Source organism: Ensifer sp. Root954 (assembly GCF_001429005.1).
GTDB classification, from domain to species: Bacteria; Pseudomonadota; Alphaproteobacteria; order Rhizobiales; family Rhizobiaceae; genus Ensifer; species Ensifer adhaerens.
In genome coordinates, this window is record NZ_LMJM01000029.1 from 26,974 (window position 1) to 45,432 (window position 18,459).

Here is an 18,459-nt window from a genome sequence, read left to right on the forward strand (position 1 = left end):
GACCGACGGCATTGCACCATTCCGCGCGTCCGCGCCCGTTCTTGTCGAGCCCCGCTCGATGTCATAATTACCCCGGCCGATCATTCGTCGGCCGGGGCCCGGCCGCGACCGGATGGCTATCGACAAAGCCGTCGCAATCCTCAAGGTGGCAAAGCGCTCGATGATTGTCGCCGGCGCTTGTGCCGCCGGTGCGCCAACCCATTGCAGGAAAACGCGGCGCGCCAGCCGCAGCGACACCCGTCGACGTGAGTTTCCAGGTAGACGCTCGTCAGGTTAGAGCTTCGCCCTCGTCGACCGCGGCGTGGACAAAAGAAGGCTCGTCTCGCTGCCCATAATGCCGGGCACGAGACGGATCTTGCGCAGCACGGCATCGAAGTTGGCCAGGCTCGATGCGCTGAGTTCCACCAGCAAATCCCACCGGCCGTTCGTCGTGTGAATCTGCGAGATTTCAGGAAAGCCGCCGAGCGTGCGGATCACCCGATCGGTCACATGGCCCTCGATCTCAACCATCATCACCCCACGAACGACATCTTCAAGCGCATCGGCACGCAGCATCACCGTATAGCCGAGGATGGTCCCGTCCTGCTCCATCCGCTCGATGCGCGCCCGCACGGTCGCCCGCGAGGCGCCCGTTTCCAGCGCGAGATCCGAGACACTTCGACGCCCATTGCCGCGCAACAGCATCACGATCTTCTGGTCGAGAGCATCCATGCCGATTTGGATTCCGTTCTTATCAATTTGGTCAAACTAGCATCTCGATATGCCAAAATTCAATGTTCAATCCGCCATCGATGACTTTTATAATCATGAAAACAAACGGGAGTACACTATGGACTGCACGCTCATCGGCGCGCCCCTGCAAATCGGGGCAGGGCAGCTTGGCTGCGAGATGGGGCCGAGCGCCCTGCGCATCGCTGGCCTTCGTACGGCACTGGAAGAACTGGGCCATTCGGTCAAGGACAATGGCAATCTCAGCCCGCGTGCGTTCGACGAGATGCCCCATCCGAACAAGGCCGTCCATCACCTCGGCGAAACGGTCGCCTGGGTCGAAGCGCTGTCTGCTGCTGCCTACGAACACAGCAAGGCAGGCATGCCCATCTTCCTCGGCGGCGACCACGCCATCTCCGCGGGTACCGTTCCGGGTCTCGCACGCCGAGCCGCCGAACTCGGGCGGCCGCTGTTCGTGCTCTGGCTGGACGCCCATACCGACTTCCATACTCTCGAAACGACGGTCAGCGGCAACCTGCACGGCACGCCCGTCGCTTACTATACCGGCCAGACCGGTTTCGATGGCTTCTTCCCTGCGCTTGCCCATCCCGTTGCCGCACAAAACGTCTGCATGATCGGCATCCGCAGCGTTGACGCCGCCGAAAAGGCCGCCATTCGCACCACCGGCATCACGGTGCACGACATGCGCGTAATCGATGAGCATGGCGTGGCCGTCCTCGTCCGCAATTTCATCGAACGGGTCCGGGCCGCAAACGGCCTCCTGCATGTCAGCTTCGATGTCGACTTCCTCGAGCCGGACATCGCGCCGGCCGTTGGCACCACGGTACCGGGAGGAGCAACTTTCCGCGAGGCGCACCTGATCATGGAAATGCTGCATGACAGCGGGCTGGTGACCAGCCTCGACATTGTCGAACTCAATCCGTTCCTCGACGAGCGCGGCAAGACCGCTCGGCTGCTCGTCGATCTCGTCGCCAGCCTGATGGGCAAGCGGGTGATGGATCGCCCGACTGTCACTGGCTGATTTCAAATGTTCTTTGGTGGAGGGAAAATGAATACTGATCCGAAACTGAACGTGGTTCCGTTCGTAAGCGTCGACCACATGATGAAACTGGTTCTGAAGGTCGGCATCGACCGGTTCCTGACGGACCTGGCGGCCACAATCGAGGAGGACTTCCGCCGCTGGCCGGTCTTCGACAAGACCCCGCGCGTCGCTTCCCATTCGCAGGAAGGCGTCATCGAGCTGATGCCCACCAGCGACGGAACGCTTTACGGCTTCAAATACGTCAATGGTCACCCGAAGAACACGCGCGATGGCCGCCAGACCGTGACGGCCTTCGGCGTGCTCTCGGATGTCGGCAACGGCTACCCGATGCTGCTGACCGAAATGACGATCCTGACCGCGCTACGCACTGCGGCAACGTCCGCGGTCGCGGCGAAGTACCTCGCCCGGCCGAATGCCCGGACCATGGCCATCATCGGCAATGGTGCGCAGAGCGAATTCCAGGCTCGCGCCTTCAAGTCGCTGCTCGGCATCGACAAGCTTCGCCTCTACGATATCGACGCCTCCGCCACCCGGAAATGCGCACGCAACCTCGCAGGCCTCGGCTTCACCATTGAAGAATGCACGTCGGTCGAAGAGGCGGTCGAAGGCGCAGACATCATCACCACGGTCACCGCCGACAAGCAGTACGCGACGATCCTATCGGACAACCATGTCGGTCCCGGTGTCCACATCAACGCAGTGGGCGGTGACTGCCCCGGCAAGACCGAACTCAGCAAGGACATTCTCCTGCGCTCGGACATCTTCGTCGAATATCCGCCGCAGACACGCATCGAAGGCGAAATCCAGCAGCTGCCGGCCGAGCACCCCGTCATCGAACTCTGGCAGGTCATGACCGGCGAGACAGGGGGCCGTAAGAGCCCGGATCAGATCACGCTCTTCGACAGTGTCGGTTTTGCGATCGAGGACTTCTCCGCCCTTCGCTACGTCCGGGACCAGATTGCCGAACACGGTATGTTCACAGAACTCGACCTCCTCGCAGATCCCGACGAGCCACGTGACCTCTACGGCATGCTTCTGCGCTGTGAGAAGAAACTCGAAGCGGCATAGACTGACGCGAAGTAATCACGTTCCCCGGTTTGTCGACGGTCAAACCGGGGAACGCTGGGCGTCAGTCGCCAAGCAGCCTGATAGAGGCCAATTGAGCGCCTTGATGGGAATCGAACTTACTACCCAATTCCTTGAAACCGCGACAAAAAGTAATACCTCGGATAAATCACTCCTTACACAGGTCCGGCCATGACGACGACAGTTACATCCAAGGGTCAAATTACAATTCCCAAGCCTGTGCGCGATCTCTTGGGTATCGTACCTGGAAGCAAGATAGACTTCCGACGCACTTCAGATGGAAGCGTTGTCCTCGTCCATGCTGCGAAAAAGCAGCCGCCCAGCCGCTTCGCGAAACTACGAGGGCATTCGGGCAAGGGCCTCGACACTGACGCGATCATGGCGCTTACGCGTGGCGAACCGTGATACTCGTAGACACGAAAGTCCTTCTCGACGTCGTTACCGATGATCCAACTTGGGCCGATTGGTCGATAGCGCAGCTGGAAGCCGCAAGCCTCGGGGGAGCAATCTGGATCAACGACATCGTCTACGCCGAACTCGCCGTCCGCTACGATCGGATCGAAGACGTTGACGGCTTGCTTGATCAAGCGGGGTAGAAGCTGGCGGCGGTACCCCGTGAGGCCCTCTTTCTGGCAAGCAAGGTTTTCACACGATATCGCAAAGCAGGCGGAACGCGGACAGGGGTGCTCCCTGATTTCTTCATCGGTGCGCACGCAGCGGTTAGCGGATATTCGCTGCTCACACGCGACGTCGGCCGTTATCGCACCTATTTCCCAACGTTGACGCTGATTGCGCCGAACTTGCCGACCTGATGAAGCTGCTCATGGGAGGCTCAGTTCCCGTCGATACGTTATGCGATCCAAAATGCACAAAACCGGAAGATGCGCGTTGCGCAAACGCGGGTGGAATACTGTGCGTTGGCGCACTTCAGCAGGGAGTCAGAAACAGGCGGCGACCCCACTCCCCTTTGCTGGAACATTGTCGCAGCTCAACGGTTTTGCGTTCACAAACCAGGAGGTGGAAGATGATTGGTGTGAACCAGCAATCGATTGAAGATCAAATCGCCGAATTGCGATCGCAGATCGCGGAGGTGAAGCAAGCTGTGAGTGAGGGGATCAATTCTGCGGCTGAAGGCGCCTCTGGAATAGCTAGGAACGCAGCCCAGACGGTCCGACAGCAAGGACAGGGCGCAATAGAGGCCGCGCGGGAGAATCCCGGAACAGCAACGACAATCGTCAGTACGGCCGCGCTTATCGGATTTTGCATCGGCCTATACCTGGGCCTTTCTTCGACGAGTGGCGTTCGGGCGCGCTGGTAGGCAGGAGCCCATCTTATCTTTCGAAGCCCAATCGAACATCCCTAGCATTTCTAACCGAGCAACTGATCCGCAGCCGGATGGCATCTGTTAGTCGGCAAAAGGCGTGTTAGGTAAAGACTCCTTGCCGATTGCCGATTTGTCGGTGCCGCCGCCCGCCAGCGATCCCGGTCAGCCGGCTGTTGCGGTCGAAAGCTGACGACGAATTTGGACGCGCGCGGCGCGAAAGTCCGAGGCGCAACGGTGAGCTTCCCTCCACTCAAGCCAAAGGCAACCGAAGTGTTGCCGACAGAGTTCGCCTCGACGAACGGGGCGCGACGCTCGACGTAGTTGCCGTTCGAGTTACCAGCGACCTGCCGATTGGCCGATTGATGCCGGGGGTGCCATGTTCACAGAACTCGACCTCCTCGCTGATCCCGACGAACCGCGTGACTCTACGGCATGCTGCTTCGCTGCGCGAAGAAGCTCGAAGCGGCATAGACTGACGCGAAGCAATCACGTTCCCCGGTTTGTCGACGCTCAATTGGGGGCCAAAGGATCAGTTGACCCGGGCTCCTTCGGCGCAGAACAGATGGATCTTCTGGTTCTTCGGCTGGAGATAAATCTGCTCCTCAGGTTTCAGGTCCACGCGGCGATGCAACACGATCCCCGCCGTCTGTGTGCCGACGCGCACCAGAAGGTGAGTTTCGGCGCCGGTCGGCTCGACCGTCAGCACGGTTGCCGGTATGCCGGTTTCGGAGAGCTCCAGATCTTCCGGGCGGATGCCGTAGGTGCGTGCTTCACCGTGACCCAGCGACGTCGGCAGCGGCAGGGAAACACCGCCGTCAATGAAAAAGCCGCCATCACCGACGTTGCCCTCAAAGAGGTTCATCGACGGCGAGCCGATGAAGGTGGCGACGAAGGTATTGTCCGGGCGATCATAGAGGTCGAGCGGCTTGCCCATCTGTTCGATACGGCCGGCGCGCATGACGACGATCTTGTCGGCCATGGTCATGGCTTCGATCTGGTCGTGGGTAACGTAGACGATGGTCGTGCCGAGCCGCTGGTGCAATTCCTTGATCTCGCTGCGCATGGTCACGCGCAGCTTAGCATCGAGATTGGACAGCGGCTCGTCGAAGAGGAATACCTTGGGGTGACGAACAATGGCGCGGCCCATGGCGACACGTTGGCGCTGGCCGCCGGAGAGTTGCTTGGGCAGACGGTCGAGCAGCGGCTCAAGCGCGAGAATTCCGGCGGCCTCCTTCACCAGCTTATCGATCGTCGCCTTGTCTCGACCCTGGAGCTTCAGGGAGAAGCCCATGTTCTCCTTGACCGTCATGTGCGGATAGAGTGCGTAGCTCTGGAACACCATGGCGATGTCGCGCTCCTTGGGTGCGACGTCGTTGACGACGCGCCCATCGATGCGGATTTCGCCGCCGCTGATGTCCTCGAGCCCCGCAAGCATGCGCAGGAGCGTGGACTTGCCGCAGCCGGACGGTCCGACGAGCGTGACGAATTCTCCATCCTCAATGTCCACGGAAACGCCGTGGATGACGGAGGCTGCGCCATACTGTTTCAGAACGCGGTCGATCGCTACCGATGCCATTTTTCTTCCTCCCTCAAAGCTTGAGTTGCCAGATTTTCGCGCCGGTGACGGCGCCCGTCAGCCTTGCCGATCGCGCGGCGGCAAATCCCGGAATGCGCTTGGTGCCTGTCCAGCGGCCGTTGTCGGCAAAGACCTCGATCGAGCCCGCATCGAGGAAGATGCGCAGCTGCGAAGGTCTGGCGCCTGACGCCAGATATCGCGGTGGCGGCTTGCCGGTACCGGCATCGAAGAGGATTGCAAGGCCCTCGTCATCGAGCCTGACGCCAAGCGCGACATCCGGGTGATCGAGGACGAGCTCGAAAGCCGCGCCGGCCTCGGGCAGTGCAAGCACGATCTCGACCGCACCGCTTTCGAGTGGAACCGTTTCGCCCGCAGCAAGGGCTGTTTCATCGAGCAGCCTGTGGCGCAGGTTTTCGACTGCCGCGACCGGCGGCGTCAACACGGCACCCCCATCGAGAAGCACGCGACGCGGCAAGGTCATCGCCGTCGGGAAATCGTCCTTCTTGGAAAAGTCTGTCCAGTTGGCAAGCCAGGCGATGCCGACCGGTTCGTCGCCGTCGACGAAGGCCTGGAAGGCGTAGGCGTCGGAGCCGAAATCCAGTTCCTGTTCGAATTCGGCCGTGAACGACCGGCCGTCGAAGCGGCCGACGGTGACGGATGTGAGGTTGCGCCGGCCGGTGGCCGGGTCACGGCTTGTGAGCAGGCCAAAGATCAGCGCCCAGCGGGTCTCCGGATCATCCGCCATGCCGCCGACCGGCAGCATGCAAGGGCACTCCGCTGCGGTCATGCCGAAACCGTCCTCGCGATGGATGATGTCGAGGAAGGTCCAGCCCGTGGCACCCTGCAGATCCGCCGTCTCGTAAAGCAGGACGACACCGCCCGATCGGTCGCGACTGCCAAGCAGCATCTTCCAGCGGCCGTCCGGGCCCTTGAACACATAGGGATCGCGGAAATCAGTCGTGAGGTTCAGACCCTCCGGACGGATAGGCAGGATCACCTCGGACGGGCCGGCAACGATGCCGTCTCGGCTGACGGCCGAGAGCTGGATCTGCTCCTCCGGCTCCCGGTCGCGAACGTGTTCGGTGTAGAAGACCCGGATGTCGTCCCCGTCCGGCCCGGAGACGGGGACGGCCGAGCCGGAAAAGGCGCCGCCACGGCCATCGTCCTTTTCCGACAGGTGGTCCGCCGGAAACAGGAACATCGGCAGGTGCGTCCAGCGGATCAAATCTTTCGAGACCGCATGGCCCCAGTGCATGGTGTTCCAACGCAAGCCATGCGGATAGTGCTGGTAGAAGAGATGGCCGAGACCCTTGAACCGGCCGAAGCCGTTCGGGTCGTTCATCCAGCCGAAGGGCGGTCGGAAATGGTAGCTGCCGGGAACCTCAGGCGGCGCCGTGCGGACGTCGTGATGGAGGACGCGGATCCCCTCCTCCAGCACCGTCTGCGGGTGGAACGCATAGGCGACGGAGAGCGCAGTTGTTTCCGCTTCATAGGCAAGCACCGTGCGGCCAGTCGTCCCGAGCGTCACCGCGAAGAATTCGAACTCCCCGGCGCGGCGCGTGGACGGACCGGCAATCTCACTGCGGTCTAAGGTGACGGACAGTATTGCCTCGTCGCCAATTTTGCGCGCCTTCAGCCAGAGATGCAGCACGGTCCCGGCCGGGAGTTCGGCCTCGACGATTTCAAGCACGGGGCTCGCGGGTTTTGTCTGCGAAGTCATAATCAACCTTTCACGGCGGAGCCGACGAACGAACTTACGAACCAGCGCTGGAAGGCGAGGTAAAGGATGAGGACAGGGATCATCATCAGCACGGACGCGGCCATGGCGCGGTCCCAGTAAATGCTGTCCTGTCCGAAGAAGGTGGCGATCGCGACGGAGATCGGCCGGGCATAGTCGGTCTGGGTGACCAGCGTCGGCCACAGATACTGGTTCCAGCTCTCGATCCCCATCAGGATCGAGACCGTCGCAAGCGCCGGCAGGCTGAGCGGCATGTAGATCGACCGGTAGATGCGAAACGCCGACGCTCCATCCATCTCCGCAGCTTCGTAGAGTTCCTTCGGTAGCTGGGCGAAGAACTGGTAGAACAGGAAGACATAGAGCGGGCTTGCCACCCAGGGCAGGATCTGCACGGCAAACGTATCCGTCAGGCCCACCCGCGACATCATCACGACCAGCGGCATGATGATGCTTTCCTGCGGGATGACGTAGAGCGCGACCACGAGGGCAAGCAGGATCGCCTTGCCGCGAAGCGACCCCCAGGCGAGAACGAAGCCCGCCATGGAATTGATGATCAGCCCGGACACGACGGTGACGACGAGGATCACCAGCGAGTTGACGAGGTAGCGACCATAGGCAAGTTCGCCGGAGAAATTGGCGATCTCGCGGTAGTTCGACAGGGTCGGATCGCTGACCCAGAAGGCGCGGAAGCTGCCCATGTCCGCAAGGATGCGGAAACGGTCATCCTTGAGGCTGGCGATCAGCAGCATGAAGAGCGGCGAAATCATCACCAGAGCGATGATGAAGATGCAGACGGTCTGGACGACACGCAGGCCCGTCTTGCTGTTGCCGCGGGGGATCGCCAGCGGGGCTGGCTGGCTGAGCACGAGATCAGACATCGAAGCGCCTCAGGAGTTTGCGCTGGAGAAGCGCGATCAGAAGAACGATGACGAAGAGAATGACGGAGACGGCGGATGCGTATCCGAGCTTCTGTTCCTCGAAGCCGGCACGCACCATGTAGTGCACGACGGTCTCCGTGCTTTCCTTCGGTCCGCCCTGGGTCAGGATCGCAACCTGCGTGTAGAGCTTGAAGGCCTGGATCGTAGTGATGACCAGCACGAAGACGTGGGTCGGACGCAGGCCCGGCATGGTGACGTGCCAGAAGCGGCGAAACGCGCTGGCGCCGTCGATGCGGGCGGCATCGTAAAGTTCGTCCGGAATGCCCTGCAGGCCGGCGAGGTAAATGATCATCTGGAAGCCATAGGCCTGCCAGGCCGAGAGCAGCACGATCGAGAACATCGCCCAGTTCGGGTCGCCGAGCCAGTCGATCGGCTGGATCATGCCGCCGGACAGGAAACCGACGATCTGGTTGAGGGGACCGCTCGGATATTGGAACAACGTGCCCCAGATCACGCAGACGACCACCATGGATGTAATCGCCGGCAGAAAGAACATTCCGCGCAGAAGGTTCTGCATCGGCAGCTTCTGGTGCAGCAGCAGCGCCGTCAGGAAGGCAAGACCGCACTGAACCGGCAGCACCCAAGCGGTGAAGCGGGTGACATTCCAGAGCGACGTCCAGAACAGCGGATCGGCGAACACCCGCTGGAAATTCAGGAGGCCGACGAAACGCACCGGCGTCGGACGCGGCACCAGCGGCTGATTGGTCATCGCCGTCCAGAAGGATAGAAGAAACGGCGTGATCAGGAAGACGGCGAGCAGCAGCACGGCCGGTGCGATCATCGCGACCTCCTGCCAGAACCGCTGCCGGTCGCGCCGCCTGGCGGGGCGTGGCAGCGCGGCCGTAGACGTCTGTTGCAAGGTCATGGTCTCCTCCTCATCGCTCATCCTCCCGAAATCGCGCAGGGCCGGCCAGCGGGAAGGCCCTGCAAAATTCGCCCTATTGCTGCTCGTCGAAGGGCGGGTAGCCGGCGTTGTCCTCGATGTCCTGATCGATCTTCTTGGCCGCAGCCGTCAGTGCCTCCTGCGCATCACCGCCATTGAAGATCTTGTCGACCGCCTGCATGAAGGCCGAGGTGATCGTCGGATAGGCCGGGTGCGGCGGACGGGCGACGGCGGTTTTCGAGGCCTGCTCGAAGGCGACGGCAAGCGGCCCGCCTTCAGCGTAGAGCGGGGATTCTGCGGCAAAGCTCTTCAGGCCCGGATAGGCCGACTGGGTCTTTGCATAGTCGCGATAGTCCTTGTCCTTCAGAAGGAAGCTCAGGAATTTTCCGGCGGCCTCAGGGTTTTCGGAGCTCGCCGAGATACCCCAGATCCAGGTGCCGTTCGGGCTGACGCCCTTTTCGCCGATCTTCGGCAGCGGCATGACGACGATGTTGTCCTTCATCGCAGCGGCAGCTTCGGCGTAGAACCAGTGCCCACCCATGGCAAGCGCTGCCGGCTGCCCCTCTGCATAGAACTGGTTGGTGCCGGACGAGGTCGGAACAACCCAGCCGTTTTTCACCCAGGTCTGCATCATCGTCAGCGCCTTGACGCAGGCTTGGCTGTCGAGCGTGCCGCTCGCCTTCCAAGCCTTGCGATCGATCAGGTCGCAGCCCGCACTTTCGAGCAGCGGGCCGTAGGCATAGGTGATCCACTCGGTCTTGATCCCGTAACCGCGGAACGTGTCGATCGGCCACTTCACGCCTTCGAGTTTGGAGAGCTTTTCGAGATAGCCTTCGAATTCCTCGCGCGTCCAGGCATCGTCGACGGATTTCGGAATGCGTGCGCCGATGGCTTCGAGATACTTTTTGTTGCCGTAGAGAACGACCGAGGAGTCGGTAAGGCCGATTGCATAGAGGTCCTTGTCGATCGGGTAGGTTCCCTGAGCGATGTTCGAGCCGGTCATGTCGTCGAGGACATCCTTGTCGACGAGTGGCTTGATGGGCTGCAGGTAGCCCGACCAGACGTAGTTAGCGAGAAACGGCGCGTCGAGTTCCATCACGTCGGGCAACTGCTTTGCCATGACGGCGGCGCTGAACTTCTCGTTATAGGCGTCGTGCGGCGCGTAGATCATCTCGACGTCGATGTCGGGATTGGCTTCCTCGAAGCGCTTGGCGACGTCGCCATAGGCCTTCACCCAACCCGGATCGCCCTGGTGCATCACATGGATGACGGATTTTGCCTCTGCAGAACCGGCGGTCCACAAGAGTGCGGAAGACGCGAAAAGCGCGCTAAGTAAACGATTACCCAGATAAGTTGTCATTGATCTTCTCCTCCTATTCAGTTCGACAAGAATGCTGGTTGCTAGACCGATGCCCGCTCCACGAGATGAAACGGCAGCTTGCGCAGATGCGGCGGCTGAGGTTCCCCGGCGAGCAGTATCTCCATGGCCAGGCGGCCCATCGCGCGGTGCGGCAGGGCCATCGTCGTCAACGGCGGATCCAGCCGCGAGGCGAGCTCGACCTGGTTGTCGAAGCTGGCCACCGCAATGTCGTCCGGGATTTTAAGGCCGGCGCGCGCAAGGGCCGCATAGACTTCCATTGCGACACGGTCGTTGCCGCACAGGATCGCGTCCGGCCGCTGACCGGTGGCCAGCAATGTCTCGACATGCGACGCGACGAGGCTCGGAGCGCGGTCGCTATAAACGCTGCGGCGCACGGCCGGAAGCACACCAATCGGTTCGAGGCCGGCCTCTTCAAGGGCTGCGCGAAAACCCTTCTCTCGTAGCGCCCCGGCAAGGATACCCGGCAGGTTGATGAAGGCGATGCGGCGGCGGCCAGAGGCGAGCAGGTAACGCACGATCTCGCGCGCCCCACCTTCTTCGTCGGGGACCAGTGACGTGACGCGCCCGGAGGCCTCGCGGCAATTGATCATCACGCCGACGGAGCCCGCGAGTGCCGGCGGCAGATCGACGTCCTTGTGGTACATGGCGGCATAGGCAACGGCACGCGGCCGGAACTGCTGCACCTCGTCGACCACCGAGCCGATTGACTGTCCGCTGCTGTGGTTGACGGCAAACACTGCCATGCCTGCACTGCGCGCAGCACCATCGAGCCCGCGCACGATTTCGGTGGCGAACGGCGAAGTGATGAGGCCATCAGAAACGACGCCGACCAGCGGTAGCCATCCCTGACGCACACCGCGCGCGGCGAGATTGGTCACGTAACCCAGTTCCTCCGCGATCGCCTTCACCTTCTGGCGGGTATCGTCCGACATGCGCGCGGAGCCGCCGTGCAATGCGCCGGAGACCGTCTTCACCGAGACGCCTGCACGCTCCGCAATGTCAGAAAGCGAGATTGCCACGATGCTCCTGAACTCCGTTGGGTTATCGATTACCCTATAGTTTAAACCACGGTCTTTTGTCAAGCGCAGCCGACGGGTCCTTGTGACTTCGCCGACAAACCGCTGGTTCGTTGCAGGCGTCCATCTGACCCAAGCGACCCGTCTGCCCTTCGTTGCCCGTGGCCAAGGCGTCACGGCCATCTTCCCTGGGGACCAAGCGACGGCGGCGATCTTCGACGTGCTCGGCAACGCCGTCGAATGCGAGAGCAAGGTGGAATATGACCTTCTCGCCAAAGCCAGCGCCTTGATGGCCGCCTATTTCGACATCATGCACGCACGACAGAATGGCTCGCCCAAAATGGCCTGCCGGAAGAAAAGGGCCGCGCCTATCCCGTGCCCCTGTTTGCCGGTCGTTCCGAAGCGGCACTTCACGCAAGGCAAGGATGTCGATTTCGTCGAGATGAGCCGCGAGTTTGCCACCAAGAGCGGCCTCAACGAACAGGTGTTCCGGGACTTCGACGAAAGGTGCGGAACCCTAGCGCTGACGCGAGTGCTCGACAGAGTGTTCGAGCGGATCAACAACCGCTAACAGGTGACACTCGCCGCCATTTCGCCCCATGCGGTTGATTAGATCACGAATTCCTCCTCATAGGTCTGCGGCTCGGGAACGACCGTAACCTCCACCGGTACGATCCAATTGGCCGCGTAGCTCTCGAAGTCGGAACGCTGCTGGTCGGGCTGCACGCGCCCCGCCGCATCGATCGCGCGACATCGCAGTTTGTATTGCCCCACCTTTTCAGGGGTCCACATGTACTCCCACAAGCGCCATGCAAAGGGACGTTCTTTCTCGAGGAGGCTTGCCTCGCGCCAGCCACTACCATCTTCGGTGCAGACCTGAACCTGCCGGATAGCAGCCTCGCCGCCCCAGGCGGCTCCAAAAATTCGATAGGGTTGGCCGGCGATGAGACGCGCGCCCTGCACGGGTCGCGCGATCTGCGCTTTGACCTCCATCTCCGTGAGGGGGACTAGGCTCGGTTCCCCGAGGTTGCGCTCCCAACGGAAGTACTCACGCGCTTGCCAGTAGCCAAGGAATGGTTGTTCCAAAACCGTGATATGGGTGATCCACTTGACCCAAGCCATGCCGAACCAGCCACCCACAACCGCGCGCAGCGGGTAGCCGTGATCGCGCGTCAACGGCTCCTCGTTCATCGAATGGGCAAGGATCGTGCTGTGCGCCATGGCCTTCTCCAGCGGTAGACTGCGCGCAAAAGCGATGGGGCCAGGAGAAGCCGTTTTTTTGTTCGTGTCGACGACGCCGCTGTCTGCGCCCACAAGCAGGACCTCACGCGCGTTAGGCTTAACGCCCGCCATTTCCAATATCTCGCTGAGAAGAACTCCTGTCCACGCAGCATTGCCGACGGCTCCGTTCTGCCACTGCAACCCCTCCTTCGGTGGCACATAGTAGACGCGGCCATTCCCGGCGCATTCGACGACGGCAGTCAAGGTCGTGCTCCGCATCGCCTTGATGCTGTCGAGGTCAAGTTCGAGCGGCCGCGCCACCGCCCCGTCAACGCGCAATCTCCAGTCTCGCGCATCGAGGTCCGGCGATGGGAAATGGTTTCGCACGAAGAACAGCTCGGTTGGGATCAGCAAATCGGAGAGCGACGCAAATGGAAACTCGGTATTCTGTGGGGATTTTTGTCGAACTATCAGGCTGGGTTGCTCTGGTGTCGGCATCGTTCTCGTCTCTCCTTCCAAAAGCACAACCTCGGTATCCATCCCCGCGGGTTCCGGTTAGATCACACCCCGCGCAGTGCGCCTGTCGCGTTCCGCCTTCGGCCGCATTCTCGCCTATACCGCACGTTTCGAGCATCGACCTCGGACGGCAGCTTACTGCATGGTCACATCTCTCTTTCGCGCCGGCTTGTCGTTGAGACAGTACCTCTGCAGAAGACCAGCAACATGTTGTTGGCAGGCATCTCGATCGTCTCGCGGAGAACAAGTCCAGCGGCCTCACCCATTTGTTCAAGGTCAGCGATATCACGCACACCCCAAGATGGGTTGCGCTCCTTTAGAGCGGCGTCGAAAGCAGCATTCGAGGGGGCGTTGTGTACGCCGTCGCGCATAAAGGGACCGTAGAGAAGGAGAAGCCCACCATCGTGAAGCAAACGGCCAGCTCCTTCGAACAATCCTGAGCTTGCCGTCCATGGCGCGATGTGGATCATATTGATCGATAAGATGGCGTCAAAATGCCCCGTTTGTTCGACGATCCATTGTCCTGAGCACACATCAATATCCCGCGGTGCCAGCACATTCTTCAGCCTTGAGAATTTGATCCAGCTAGACGTACTGGCGCGGGCGTCGGCATCCGGATCGCTCGGCTGCCAGGTGATGTCTGGCATTGCCCCCGCAAAACACACGGCGTGCTCACCGGTCCCGCATCCAATCTCCAGCACGGTGCCACGTGTTGGAAGGACACGTTGTAGGACCGCGAGGATCGGCGCCGAATTTCGCGCAGCGGAAGGTGAGAACATGCGCTGGTCGGCGCTGACGTCGCGCTGTTCCAGCGCAACAGGCGAACGGTCCTTCTTCTCTGGGAGCATTGGCCTGTAATCCCCTTTGGGCAATGCCTCCACCTTATAGCTGAAATAACTGAAATCAAGGATTGCGGACTTACAAAGGTCGTCGGTGCTGCGTTCGGGATCATGTCCCAGGGAGTGGTGTAAGTGGCGGCTTTGGTCGCCGCGTTCTCCGGCATGGGCCGGGATGATCAGCGCGCCACGGCTGGCAGGCTGATGAGCGGATCATCGCTCATCTGGCTGATGGTTTCCAGCGTCATGTATCTGGCGCGTTGGACAGCCCATTCGTCGTTCTGCTCGAGCAGGATCGCGCCGACGAGGCGGACGATGGCGTCAGAAGGCATCAAGGCAATCATCAGCAAGACACTGCGCGAGCAATGGCTGACGCTCGAGGCGCCTCCTCTCGCACCGGTCGTCGCCGAAATCCGTGCGCGCTGTGAAGAGGCTGGTCTTGCCCTGCCGTCCTATGTCACCATTGCCCGGCGCATCCCGGCGCTGTTTTCGCCTGAAGAGATCGCCAGAAAGCGGTCGGCCAATCCAAAGCACCTGCTGCGGTTAAAACCGCGACCAGGCTATATCCACGCACCGCACCCACTCGACGTCTGCCAGATCGACCATACGCCGACCGATTTGAGCGAAAACAAGGTCGCGCGGCCCGGCTGATCACCTGAAAGCGCCGGTCATACCGGCGGGTTCCGGCCAAGAGGCACCGCTGGAGCAGAGCAAACACTGCATGCAGTAAGCTGCAGAATCGCAATGCGCTCAGGCCTGGAGGTTGTCCGCCGACATCTTGCCGGACTTGCGGTCTTTCACCAGCTCATAGGTAACCTTCTGGCCGTCGTTGAGTCCGCGTAGACCAGCTCGCTCTACCGCGGAAATGTGGACGAACACATCGGCAGTTCCGTCATCCGGCTGGATGAAACCGAAGCCTTTTGTTGTGTTGAACCATTTTACTGTACCGGTTGCCAAAGTATCCTCCTTTGATCATCGTCGTGTCGGACCGATAGGCTCGAATGATACTGGTACGCTCACATTAGTAGACGGTTCCGGCGTCAACGAAAAGCATGCGAGCTGCGCCTAATCCCAGGACAGTTGATCCTTCGGAAGCCGACCACTTGGGTCGTGTACCTGCACTTTATGCGGCAGGTTGGGGCCCCAGTTCCAAAGCACCAGATTTCGATCTCCCTCTTCGGCGCCGGGCGCAAAGCTGGGTACTATGATGCCTGCCGTGCCCCTCGCCTTGAGTCGATCGTATATCGACCAGGATGGGGGTCTCCTTCCTTCGGAAAGCGTGGTGGCCCAACTGCAGGCTATTTCCTCCACCGAAACGGAATTCGAGGCCCGACCAACTTCAGAAGTAAGATCCGCAATGTCATCACAGTCGACATCGTAGGAACAAAGTACACAAGGGTCGATGCGATGGGCAAACCCTTGATTGGCTTCCTTTACCGCCGTCATCACACTGAGGGCGAGATAGAGAGCTGGCACGACTTTTGGGTTGAACCGCGCGCCTCTTATAGCCGCGCCATCTCCTGAAACCGGTTTGAAAGCCCAGCGTGGATCGTGCGCACGGTAACAATTGCCCACAAACCTCAAGCGAAGCCCCCTAGGGCCATATGATCGAGGTAATCTCGCACCGCCGCGGCCTTGCCGTCTTTTACGAGAGCCTCGGGCGTACGCCCGCCAAAAGCTGGTAGAGGTTGGGCCCGGTACCAAGCCATTGCCTGCTCCTTACCACCGGCCCAATCTGAGACACGACTGATAATCTCCAGCATTTCCCGAAGACGGCTCTGCGTTTTCGCGCCCAGGCTACGTTCACTTCTATACAGTGTTTCGCGGGCTAGCCCCGCCGTCTCGGCCAACTGGCTCTTAGACATGCCGAAGCCGGTTGCGACCCGTTCCACAGCGATCTTTCCCGAGCGATCCATATAGGACAGCACCAAGGGACCGCTGTGCTCTAAAGATTTCAGAACCTGAGACATGATCATTCCGCCATATCCAGCAACTCATTTATTGTGCGAAATATATGACTCTATTGACGGTAACGCAAGCGACTACGACATTCGCCGGGGTAGCGAGAAGTTTCAAGCCACTGCCACCCCCAAAGAGCCGTTCGCTAGGCGCTTCGAGCAACCACTGGATTCGCCCGCAACAGAGCCATCAACACCGGCCCGAGCGAAAACTCCCCTCGCCGCGCCTTGTCCGTCAGATTGCGCAGATATCCGCCGGCCGAGTTGATGTGCCCTGCCCTTTCGAGAATACAGGCCATTGTCGCAGCCGCATTTTCCGGCCCCATCGCCTCGCAGGCGTCCTGGTAGGCGCTTGGACTGACGCCCAGCATCGATCGGACCACCACTCGCCTACTCATCCCACCTACCTGAAGGTCCGGCTGCGGCAGGTGTTTGGTGAAGATCTGTTGCTGAACTCAGTTATCAAATCGACCGCTGTCCCGGGCGCTCGCCGCTGCCGCCACCCCGTTGCTTTTGCGACGGGCTTGGGTCTTTTTGCGGTGATAGGTCCACCTTTCATATCGCTCCTCGATCGCGCTAAGGGCGATGTTTGCGAGCAAAGGTGAGATGATCCCCCCCTGAGGGATACCGGCGTCCGTCCGGAGGAACTGATCCTCAGTCAAAACACCGGCCTTGAGGAATAATCCGACCAATCTCACCACTCGTCGATCACCGATGCGCTTGCGCATCCGCTCGAGCAGGTGATGATGATTGATATTGTCGAAGCATCCTTTGATGTCCCCCTCAATAACCCAAGGATATGGCAACCGGTTTCGCCGAGTGTCCTTGTCCCGCTTCTGCGGCAAGGCTGCCCGACGAATGTACTCCAAGGCGCCGTGGGTGTTTCTGCCGGGTCGAAACCCATAAGAGACATGCCAGAATTGCGCCTCGAAGATCCGCTCCAAAAGGATTCTGGCCGCGCCTTGTACGACGCGGTCTCTGATGGTGGGGATGCCCAAGGGTCGGAATTGCCCCGGTTTCCCGGCCTTTGGAATGAGCTTGCGCCTGGCCGGACTTGGCCGATATGCACCACTGCGCAGATCAGCTTGAAGATCGAGCAGGAAGCGATGTTCACTCCTGTTTCGGATACGTCCCACCGTCATCCCGTCAACCCCGGCCGTGCGTCCACCTTTGTTGGAGGCAACGCGCTGCTAGCCAGGCAACAAGGTTGAGCCAGCTTCGTCCAGCGAGGGCGGCGTGACGGTCGAAAAGCGCCCGTTTTGGCGCGTTGCTACCTATCAAGGCCAGTGGCTCTATCCCGCGACGTCCAGGCACGGGAGCCCGCCCTTGATCAGGCTTTCAGGAAGACCAGCGCTCGCAGGATCTCCGCAAAATCCGCATGCTTGAAGGCGACGGCGCGAGGACCGTGCGCATATGCACCGGGATACCAGCCGGCACGATAGGCATCTGTCGGATTGTTGAACTCGATCACCACTTCGTAGCGCTCGGCCCTGGACGGCAGCACCTGAGCGAAATCGCCGGACAGCGCTTCTGCCACGCCTTCACGAATAAGCCGGCGCGACCAAGCAGGCGAGATCGACGTCGTCGAACGACCTTTACCCTCCAGTGTTTCCACGGACTTCAGCCCCGGCACCATCGCCCGCGCCTCAGAGCAAATACCGGCATCGCCGGCAAGGAAGACCGACGGTACACCGTAACCGGCGGCACAGAGCGCGTTGACGGTAAATTCCGAGGCGACCTCTCCGTTCAAAAGCAGGCGCGAGATGCGCATCGTGGAGGTATGGGCGAGCGGATTTGCCTCGCTGCCCGCTTTGGAGTGATAGCCCGTATAGAGCGCGGCCGCGAAGCCGGCATCGAGGCCGAACATCATCGCATCCGGATGGCCGGACCAGCCGCGCACAATGCGGACATAGTCCGGCAGGCGGTCGAGGATGAGGTTGCGACCGCTGTCATGGGCGTCTTTCACCACGACTTCCGTCGCACCGGCGGCACGCGCGCCCTCGCAGGCAGCGACCACCTCGGCGGTCATCAGGGCGCGAAATTCGGTCCAGTCGGGATGGGTGCGCTCGGCTTCGTCCCATTGCGCGATGCCTGCGGTGCCTTCGATGTCAGCGGAGATGAAAACTTTCATGGGCGGGTTCCTCTATCGGTCAAATCGGGAAGAGCGGGATAGATGCGGTCGTTTCAGGCAGGCATCGCGAAGGCCAACCAACGC

At 60.8% G+C, this 18,459-nt stretch carries 19 protein-coding genes and 5 pseudogenes; 7 read left to right on the plus strand and 17 right to left on the minus strand.

Annotation, left to right across the window (positions count from 1 at the left end; all coding sequences use genetic code 11):
* On the minus strand, nucleotides 1-237 hold a 237-nt coding region (locus ASE71_RS36635; RefSeq protein WP_210178863.1), incomplete at its 3' end, for a hypothetical protein.
* A gap of 36 nt (nucleotides 238-273) precedes the next feature.
* Nucleotides 274-711, minus strand: coding sequence for an Lrp/AsnC family transcriptional regulator (locus ASE71_RS24030; RefSeq protein ID WP_060517223.1), 438 nt, complete (start codon nucleotides 709-711; stop codon nucleotides 274-276).
* A gap of 118 nt (nucleotides 712-829) precedes the next feature.
* On the opposite strand from ASE71_RS24030, the gene rocF reads away from it, so the two are divergent.
* The 5 genes and pseudogenes from rocF to ASE71_RS24050 all read left to right on the plus strand — a co-directional run bounded on the left by rocF (nucleotide 830) and on the right by ASE71_RS24050 (nucleotide 4,175).
* Complete coding sequence (gene rocF, locus ASE71_RS24035) at nucleotides 830-1,750, plus strand: arginase (RefSeq protein ID WP_060517226.1); 921 nt, start codon at nucleotides 830-832, stop codon at nucleotides 1,748-1,750.
* Between the two features lie 27 nt (nucleotides 1,751-1,777).
* The gene (ocd, locus tag ASE71_RS24040) at nucleotides 1,778-2,839 is read left to right on the plus strand and encodes an ornithine cyclodeaminase (RefSeq protein ID WP_060517228.1); all 1,062 of its coding nucleotides are present in this window, start codon (nucleotides 1,778-1,780) and stop codon (nucleotides 2,837-2,839) included.
* 189 nt (nucleotides 2,840-3,028) lie between these two features.
* Nucleotides 3,029-3,262: an AbrB/MazE/SpoVT family DNA-binding domain-containing protein gene (locus tag ASE71_RS35200; protein ID WP_082566355.1), complete on the plus strand. Its 234-nt coding sequence runs from the start codon at nucleotides 3,029-3,031 to the stop codon at nucleotides 3,260-3,262.
* Nucleotides 3,259-3,669 (plus strand): annotated as a pseudogene (locus ASE71_RS24045) (type II toxin-antitoxin system VapC family toxin). Before ASE71_RS35200 ends, ASE71_RS24045 begins: the two are co-directional and overlap by 4 nt.
* Nucleotides 3,670-3,881: 212 nt before the next feature.
* Nucleotides 3,882-4,175: a hypothetical protein gene (locus tag ASE71_RS24050; protein WP_060517231.1), complete on the plus strand. Its 294-nt coding sequence runs from the start codon at nucleotides 3,882-3,884 to the stop codon at nucleotides 4,173-4,175.
* Nucleotides 4,176-4,710: 535 nt separating this feature from the next.
* On the opposite strand, the gene ASE71_RS24055 is transcribed toward ASE71_RS24050, so the two are convergent.
* The 6 genes from ASE71_RS24055 to ASE71_RS24080 form a co-directional block, all read right to left on the minus strand.
* A complete protein-coding gene (locus ASE71_RS24055; RefSeq protein ID WP_060517233.1) occupies nucleotides 4,711-5,757 on the minus strand; it encodes an ABC transporter ATP-binding protein in 1,047 nt (348 codons plus the stop codon).
* Between the two features lie 13 nt (nucleotides 5,758-5,770).
* Nucleotides 5,771-7,477, minus strand: coding sequence for a GH32 C-terminal domain-containing protein (locus ASE71_RS24060; RefSeq protein WP_060517236.1), 1,707 nt, complete (start codon nucleotides 7,475-7,477; stop codon nucleotides 5,771-5,773).
* A 2-nt stretch (nucleotides 7,478-7,479) separates the two neighbouring features.
* The gene (locus ASE71_RS24065) at nucleotides 7,480-8,373 is read right to left on the minus strand and encodes a carbohydrate ABC transporter permease (protein ID WP_034800691.1); all 894 of its coding nucleotides are present in this window, start codon (nucleotides 8,371-8,373) and stop codon (nucleotides 7,480-7,482) included.
* Complete coding sequence (locus tag ASE71_RS24070; protein ID WP_060517238.1) at nucleotides 8,366-9,298, minus strand: carbohydrate ABC transporter permease; 933 nt, start codon at nucleotides 9,296-9,298, stop codon at nucleotides 8,366-8,368. Before ASE71_RS24070 ends, ASE71_RS24065 begins: the two co-directional genes overlap by 8 nt.
* Before the next feature lie 73 nt (nucleotides 9,299-9,371).
* The gene (locus tag ASE71_RS24075; protein WP_113544670.1) at nucleotides 9,372-10,676 is read right to left on the minus strand and encodes an ABC transporter substrate-binding protein; all 1,305 of its coding nucleotides are present in this window, start codon (nucleotides 10,674-10,676) and stop codon (nucleotides 9,372-9,374) included.
* Nucleotides 10,677-10,717: 41 nt separating this feature from the next.
* Complete coding sequence (locus ASE71_RS24080; protein WP_060517241.1) at nucleotides 10,718-11,716, minus strand: LacI family DNA-binding transcriptional regulator; 999 nt, start codon at nucleotides 11,714-11,716, stop codon at nucleotides 10,718-10,720.
* A 109-nt stretch (nucleotides 11,717-11,825) separates the two neighbouring features.
* Here ASE71_RS24080 and ASE71_RS24085 point away from each other — a divergent pair.
* A pseudogene (locus ASE71_RS24085) lies at nucleotides 11,826-12,284 on the plus strand (pyrroline-5-carboxylate reductase); the annotation flags it as partial.
* A 38-nt stretch (nucleotides 12,285-12,322) separates the two neighbouring features.
* Here ASE71_RS24085 and ASE71_RS24090 read toward each other — a convergent pair.
* The 3 genes and pseudogenes from ASE71_RS24090 to ASE71_RS35940 form a co-directional block, all read right to left on the minus strand.
* Nucleotides 12,323-13,474 (minus strand): sulfite oxidase, encoded by a 1,152-nt coding sequence (locus tag ASE71_RS24090; RefSeq protein ID WP_060517243.1) that lies wholly within the window; start codon nucleotides 13,472-13,474, stop codon nucleotides 12,323-12,325.
* Between the two features lie 122 nt (nucleotides 13,475-13,596).
* Nucleotides 13,597-14,298, minus strand: a complete 702-nt coding sequence (locus ASE71_RS24095; protein WP_060517245.1) for a DUF938 domain-containing protein — start codon at nucleotides 14,296-14,298, stop codon at nucleotides 13,597-13,599.
* Between the two features lie 167 nt (nucleotides 14,299-14,465).
* Nucleotides 14,466-14,609: pseudogene (locus tag ASE71_RS35940) on the minus strand (IS256 family transposase); the annotation flags it as partial.
* A 16-nt stretch (nucleotides 14,610-14,625) separates the two neighbouring features.
* Between ASE71_RS35940 and ASE71_RS35205 the strand changes: the two are divergent.
* Nucleotides 14,626-14,910: pseudogene (locus ASE71_RS35205) on the plus strand (transposase); the annotation flags it as partial.
* A 126-nt stretch (nucleotides 14,911-15,036) separates the two neighbouring features.
* Here the strand turns inward: ASE71_RS35205 and ASE71_RS24105 are convergent.
* The 6 genes and pseudogenes from ASE71_RS24105 to ASE71_RS24125 all read right to left on the minus strand — a co-directional run bounded on the left by ASE71_RS24105 (nucleotide 15,037) and on the right by ASE71_RS24125 (nucleotide 18,375).
* A complete protein-coding gene (locus tag ASE71_RS24105) occupies nucleotides 15,037-15,243 on the minus strand; it encodes a cold-shock protein (protein WP_060517255.1) in 207 nt (68 codons plus the stop codon).
* Between the two features lie 108 nt (nucleotides 15,244-15,351).
* Nucleotides 15,352-15,870 carry an RES family NAD+ phosphorylase gene (locus tag ASE71_RS35210; protein WP_082566354.1) on the minus strand — a complete coding sequence of 173 codons (519 nt, stop codon included), beginning with the start codon at nucleotides 15,868-15,870 and terminating at the stop codon, nucleotides 15,352-15,354.
* Entirely contained in the window at nucleotides 15,867-16,256 is a 390-nt protein-coding gene (locus ASE71_RS24110; protein ID WP_060517432.1) for an antitoxin Xre/MbcA/ParS toxin-binding domain-containing protein, read from the minus strand. The genes ASE71_RS35210 and ASE71_RS24110 overlap by 4 nt, the downstream gene beginning before the upstream one ends.
* A gap of 134 nt (nucleotides 16,257-16,390) precedes the next feature.
* Nucleotides 16,391-16,642: pseudogene (repC, locus tag ASE71_RS24115) on the minus strand (replication initiation protein RepC); the annotation flags it as partial.
* 57 nt (nucleotides 16,643-16,699) lie between these two features.
* Nucleotides 16,700-17,386, minus strand: a complete 687-nt coding sequence (locus ASE71_RS24120; protein WP_244496867.1) for a reverse transcriptase domain-containing protein — start codon at nucleotides 17,384-17,386, stop codon at nucleotides 16,700-16,702.
* A 188-nt stretch (nucleotides 17,387-17,574) separates the two neighbouring features.
* Nucleotides 17,575-18,375, minus strand: a complete 801-nt coding sequence (locus tag ASE71_RS24125; protein WP_029742580.1) for a M55 family metallopeptidase — start codon at nucleotides 18,373-18,375, stop codon at nucleotides 17,575-17,577.
* Between the last annotated feature and the right edge of the window lie 84 nt (nucleotides 18,376-18,459).

What these genes read in the sequence shown, in the direction of transcription:
- ASE71_RS24030 (WP_060517223.1), bottom strand. Translation starts at nt 711, where the DNA reads ATGGATGCTCTCGACCAGAAGATCGTGATGCTGTTGCGCGGCAATGGG.
- rocF (WP_060517226.1), top strand. Translation starts at nt 830, where the DNA reads ATGGACTGCACGCTCATCGGCGCGCCCCTGCAAATCGGGGCAGGGCAG.
- ocd (WP_060517228.1), top strand. Translation starts at nt 1,778, where the DNA reads ATGAATACTGATCCGAAACTGAACGTGGTTCCGTTCGTAAGCGTCGAC.
- ASE71_RS35200 (WP_082566355.1), top strand. Translation starts at nt 3,029, where the DNA reads ATGACGACGACAGTTACATCCAAGGGTCAAATTACAATTCCCAAGCCT.
- ASE71_RS24050 (WP_060517231.1), top strand. Translation starts at nt 3,882, where the DNA reads ATGATTGGTGTGAACCAGCAATCGATTGAAGATCAAATCGCCGAATTG.
- ASE71_RS24055 (WP_060517233.1), bottom strand. Translation starts at nt 5,757, where the DNA reads ATGGCATCGGTAGCGATCGACCGCGTTCTGAAACAGTATGGCGCAGCC.
- ASE71_RS24060 (WP_060517236.1), bottom strand. Translation starts at nt 7,477, where the DNA reads ATGACTTCGCAGACAAAACCCGCGAGCCCCGTGCTTGAAATCGTCGAG.
- ASE71_RS24065 (WP_034800691.1), bottom strand. Translation starts at nt 8,373, where the DNA reads ATGTCTGATCTCGTGCTCAGCCAGCCAGCCCCGCTGGCGATCCCCCGC.
- ASE71_RS24070 (WP_060517238.1), bottom strand. Translation starts at nt 9,298, where the DNA reads ATGACCTTGCAACAGACGTCTACGGCCGCGCTGCCACGCCCCGCCAGG.
- ASE71_RS24075 (WP_113544670.1), bottom strand. Translation starts at nt 10,676, where the DNA reads ATGACAACTTATCTGGGTAATCGTTTACTTAGCGCGCTTTTCGCGTCT.
- ASE71_RS24090 (WP_060517243.1), bottom strand. Translation starts at nt 13,474, where the DNA reads ATGGATACCGAGGTTGTGCTTTTGGAAGGAGAGACGAGAACGATGCCG.
- ASE71_RS24095 (WP_060517245.1), bottom strand. Translation starts at nt 14,298, where the DNA reads ATGCTCCCAGAGAAGAAGGACCGTTCGCCTGTTGCGCTGGAACAGCGC.
- ASE71_RS24110 (WP_060517432.1), bottom strand. Translation starts at nt 16,256, where the DNA reads ATGTCTCAGGTTCTGAAATCTTTAGAGCACAGCGGTCCCTTGGTGCTG.
- ASE71_RS24120 (WP_244496867.1), bottom strand. Translation starts at nt 17,386, where the DNA reads ATGACGGTGGGACGTATCCGAAACAGGAGTGAACATCGCTTCCTGCTC.
- ASE71_RS24125 (WP_029742580.1), bottom strand. Translation starts at nt 18,375, where the DNA reads ATGAAAGTTTTCATCTCCGCTGACATCGAAGGCACCGCAGGCATCGCG.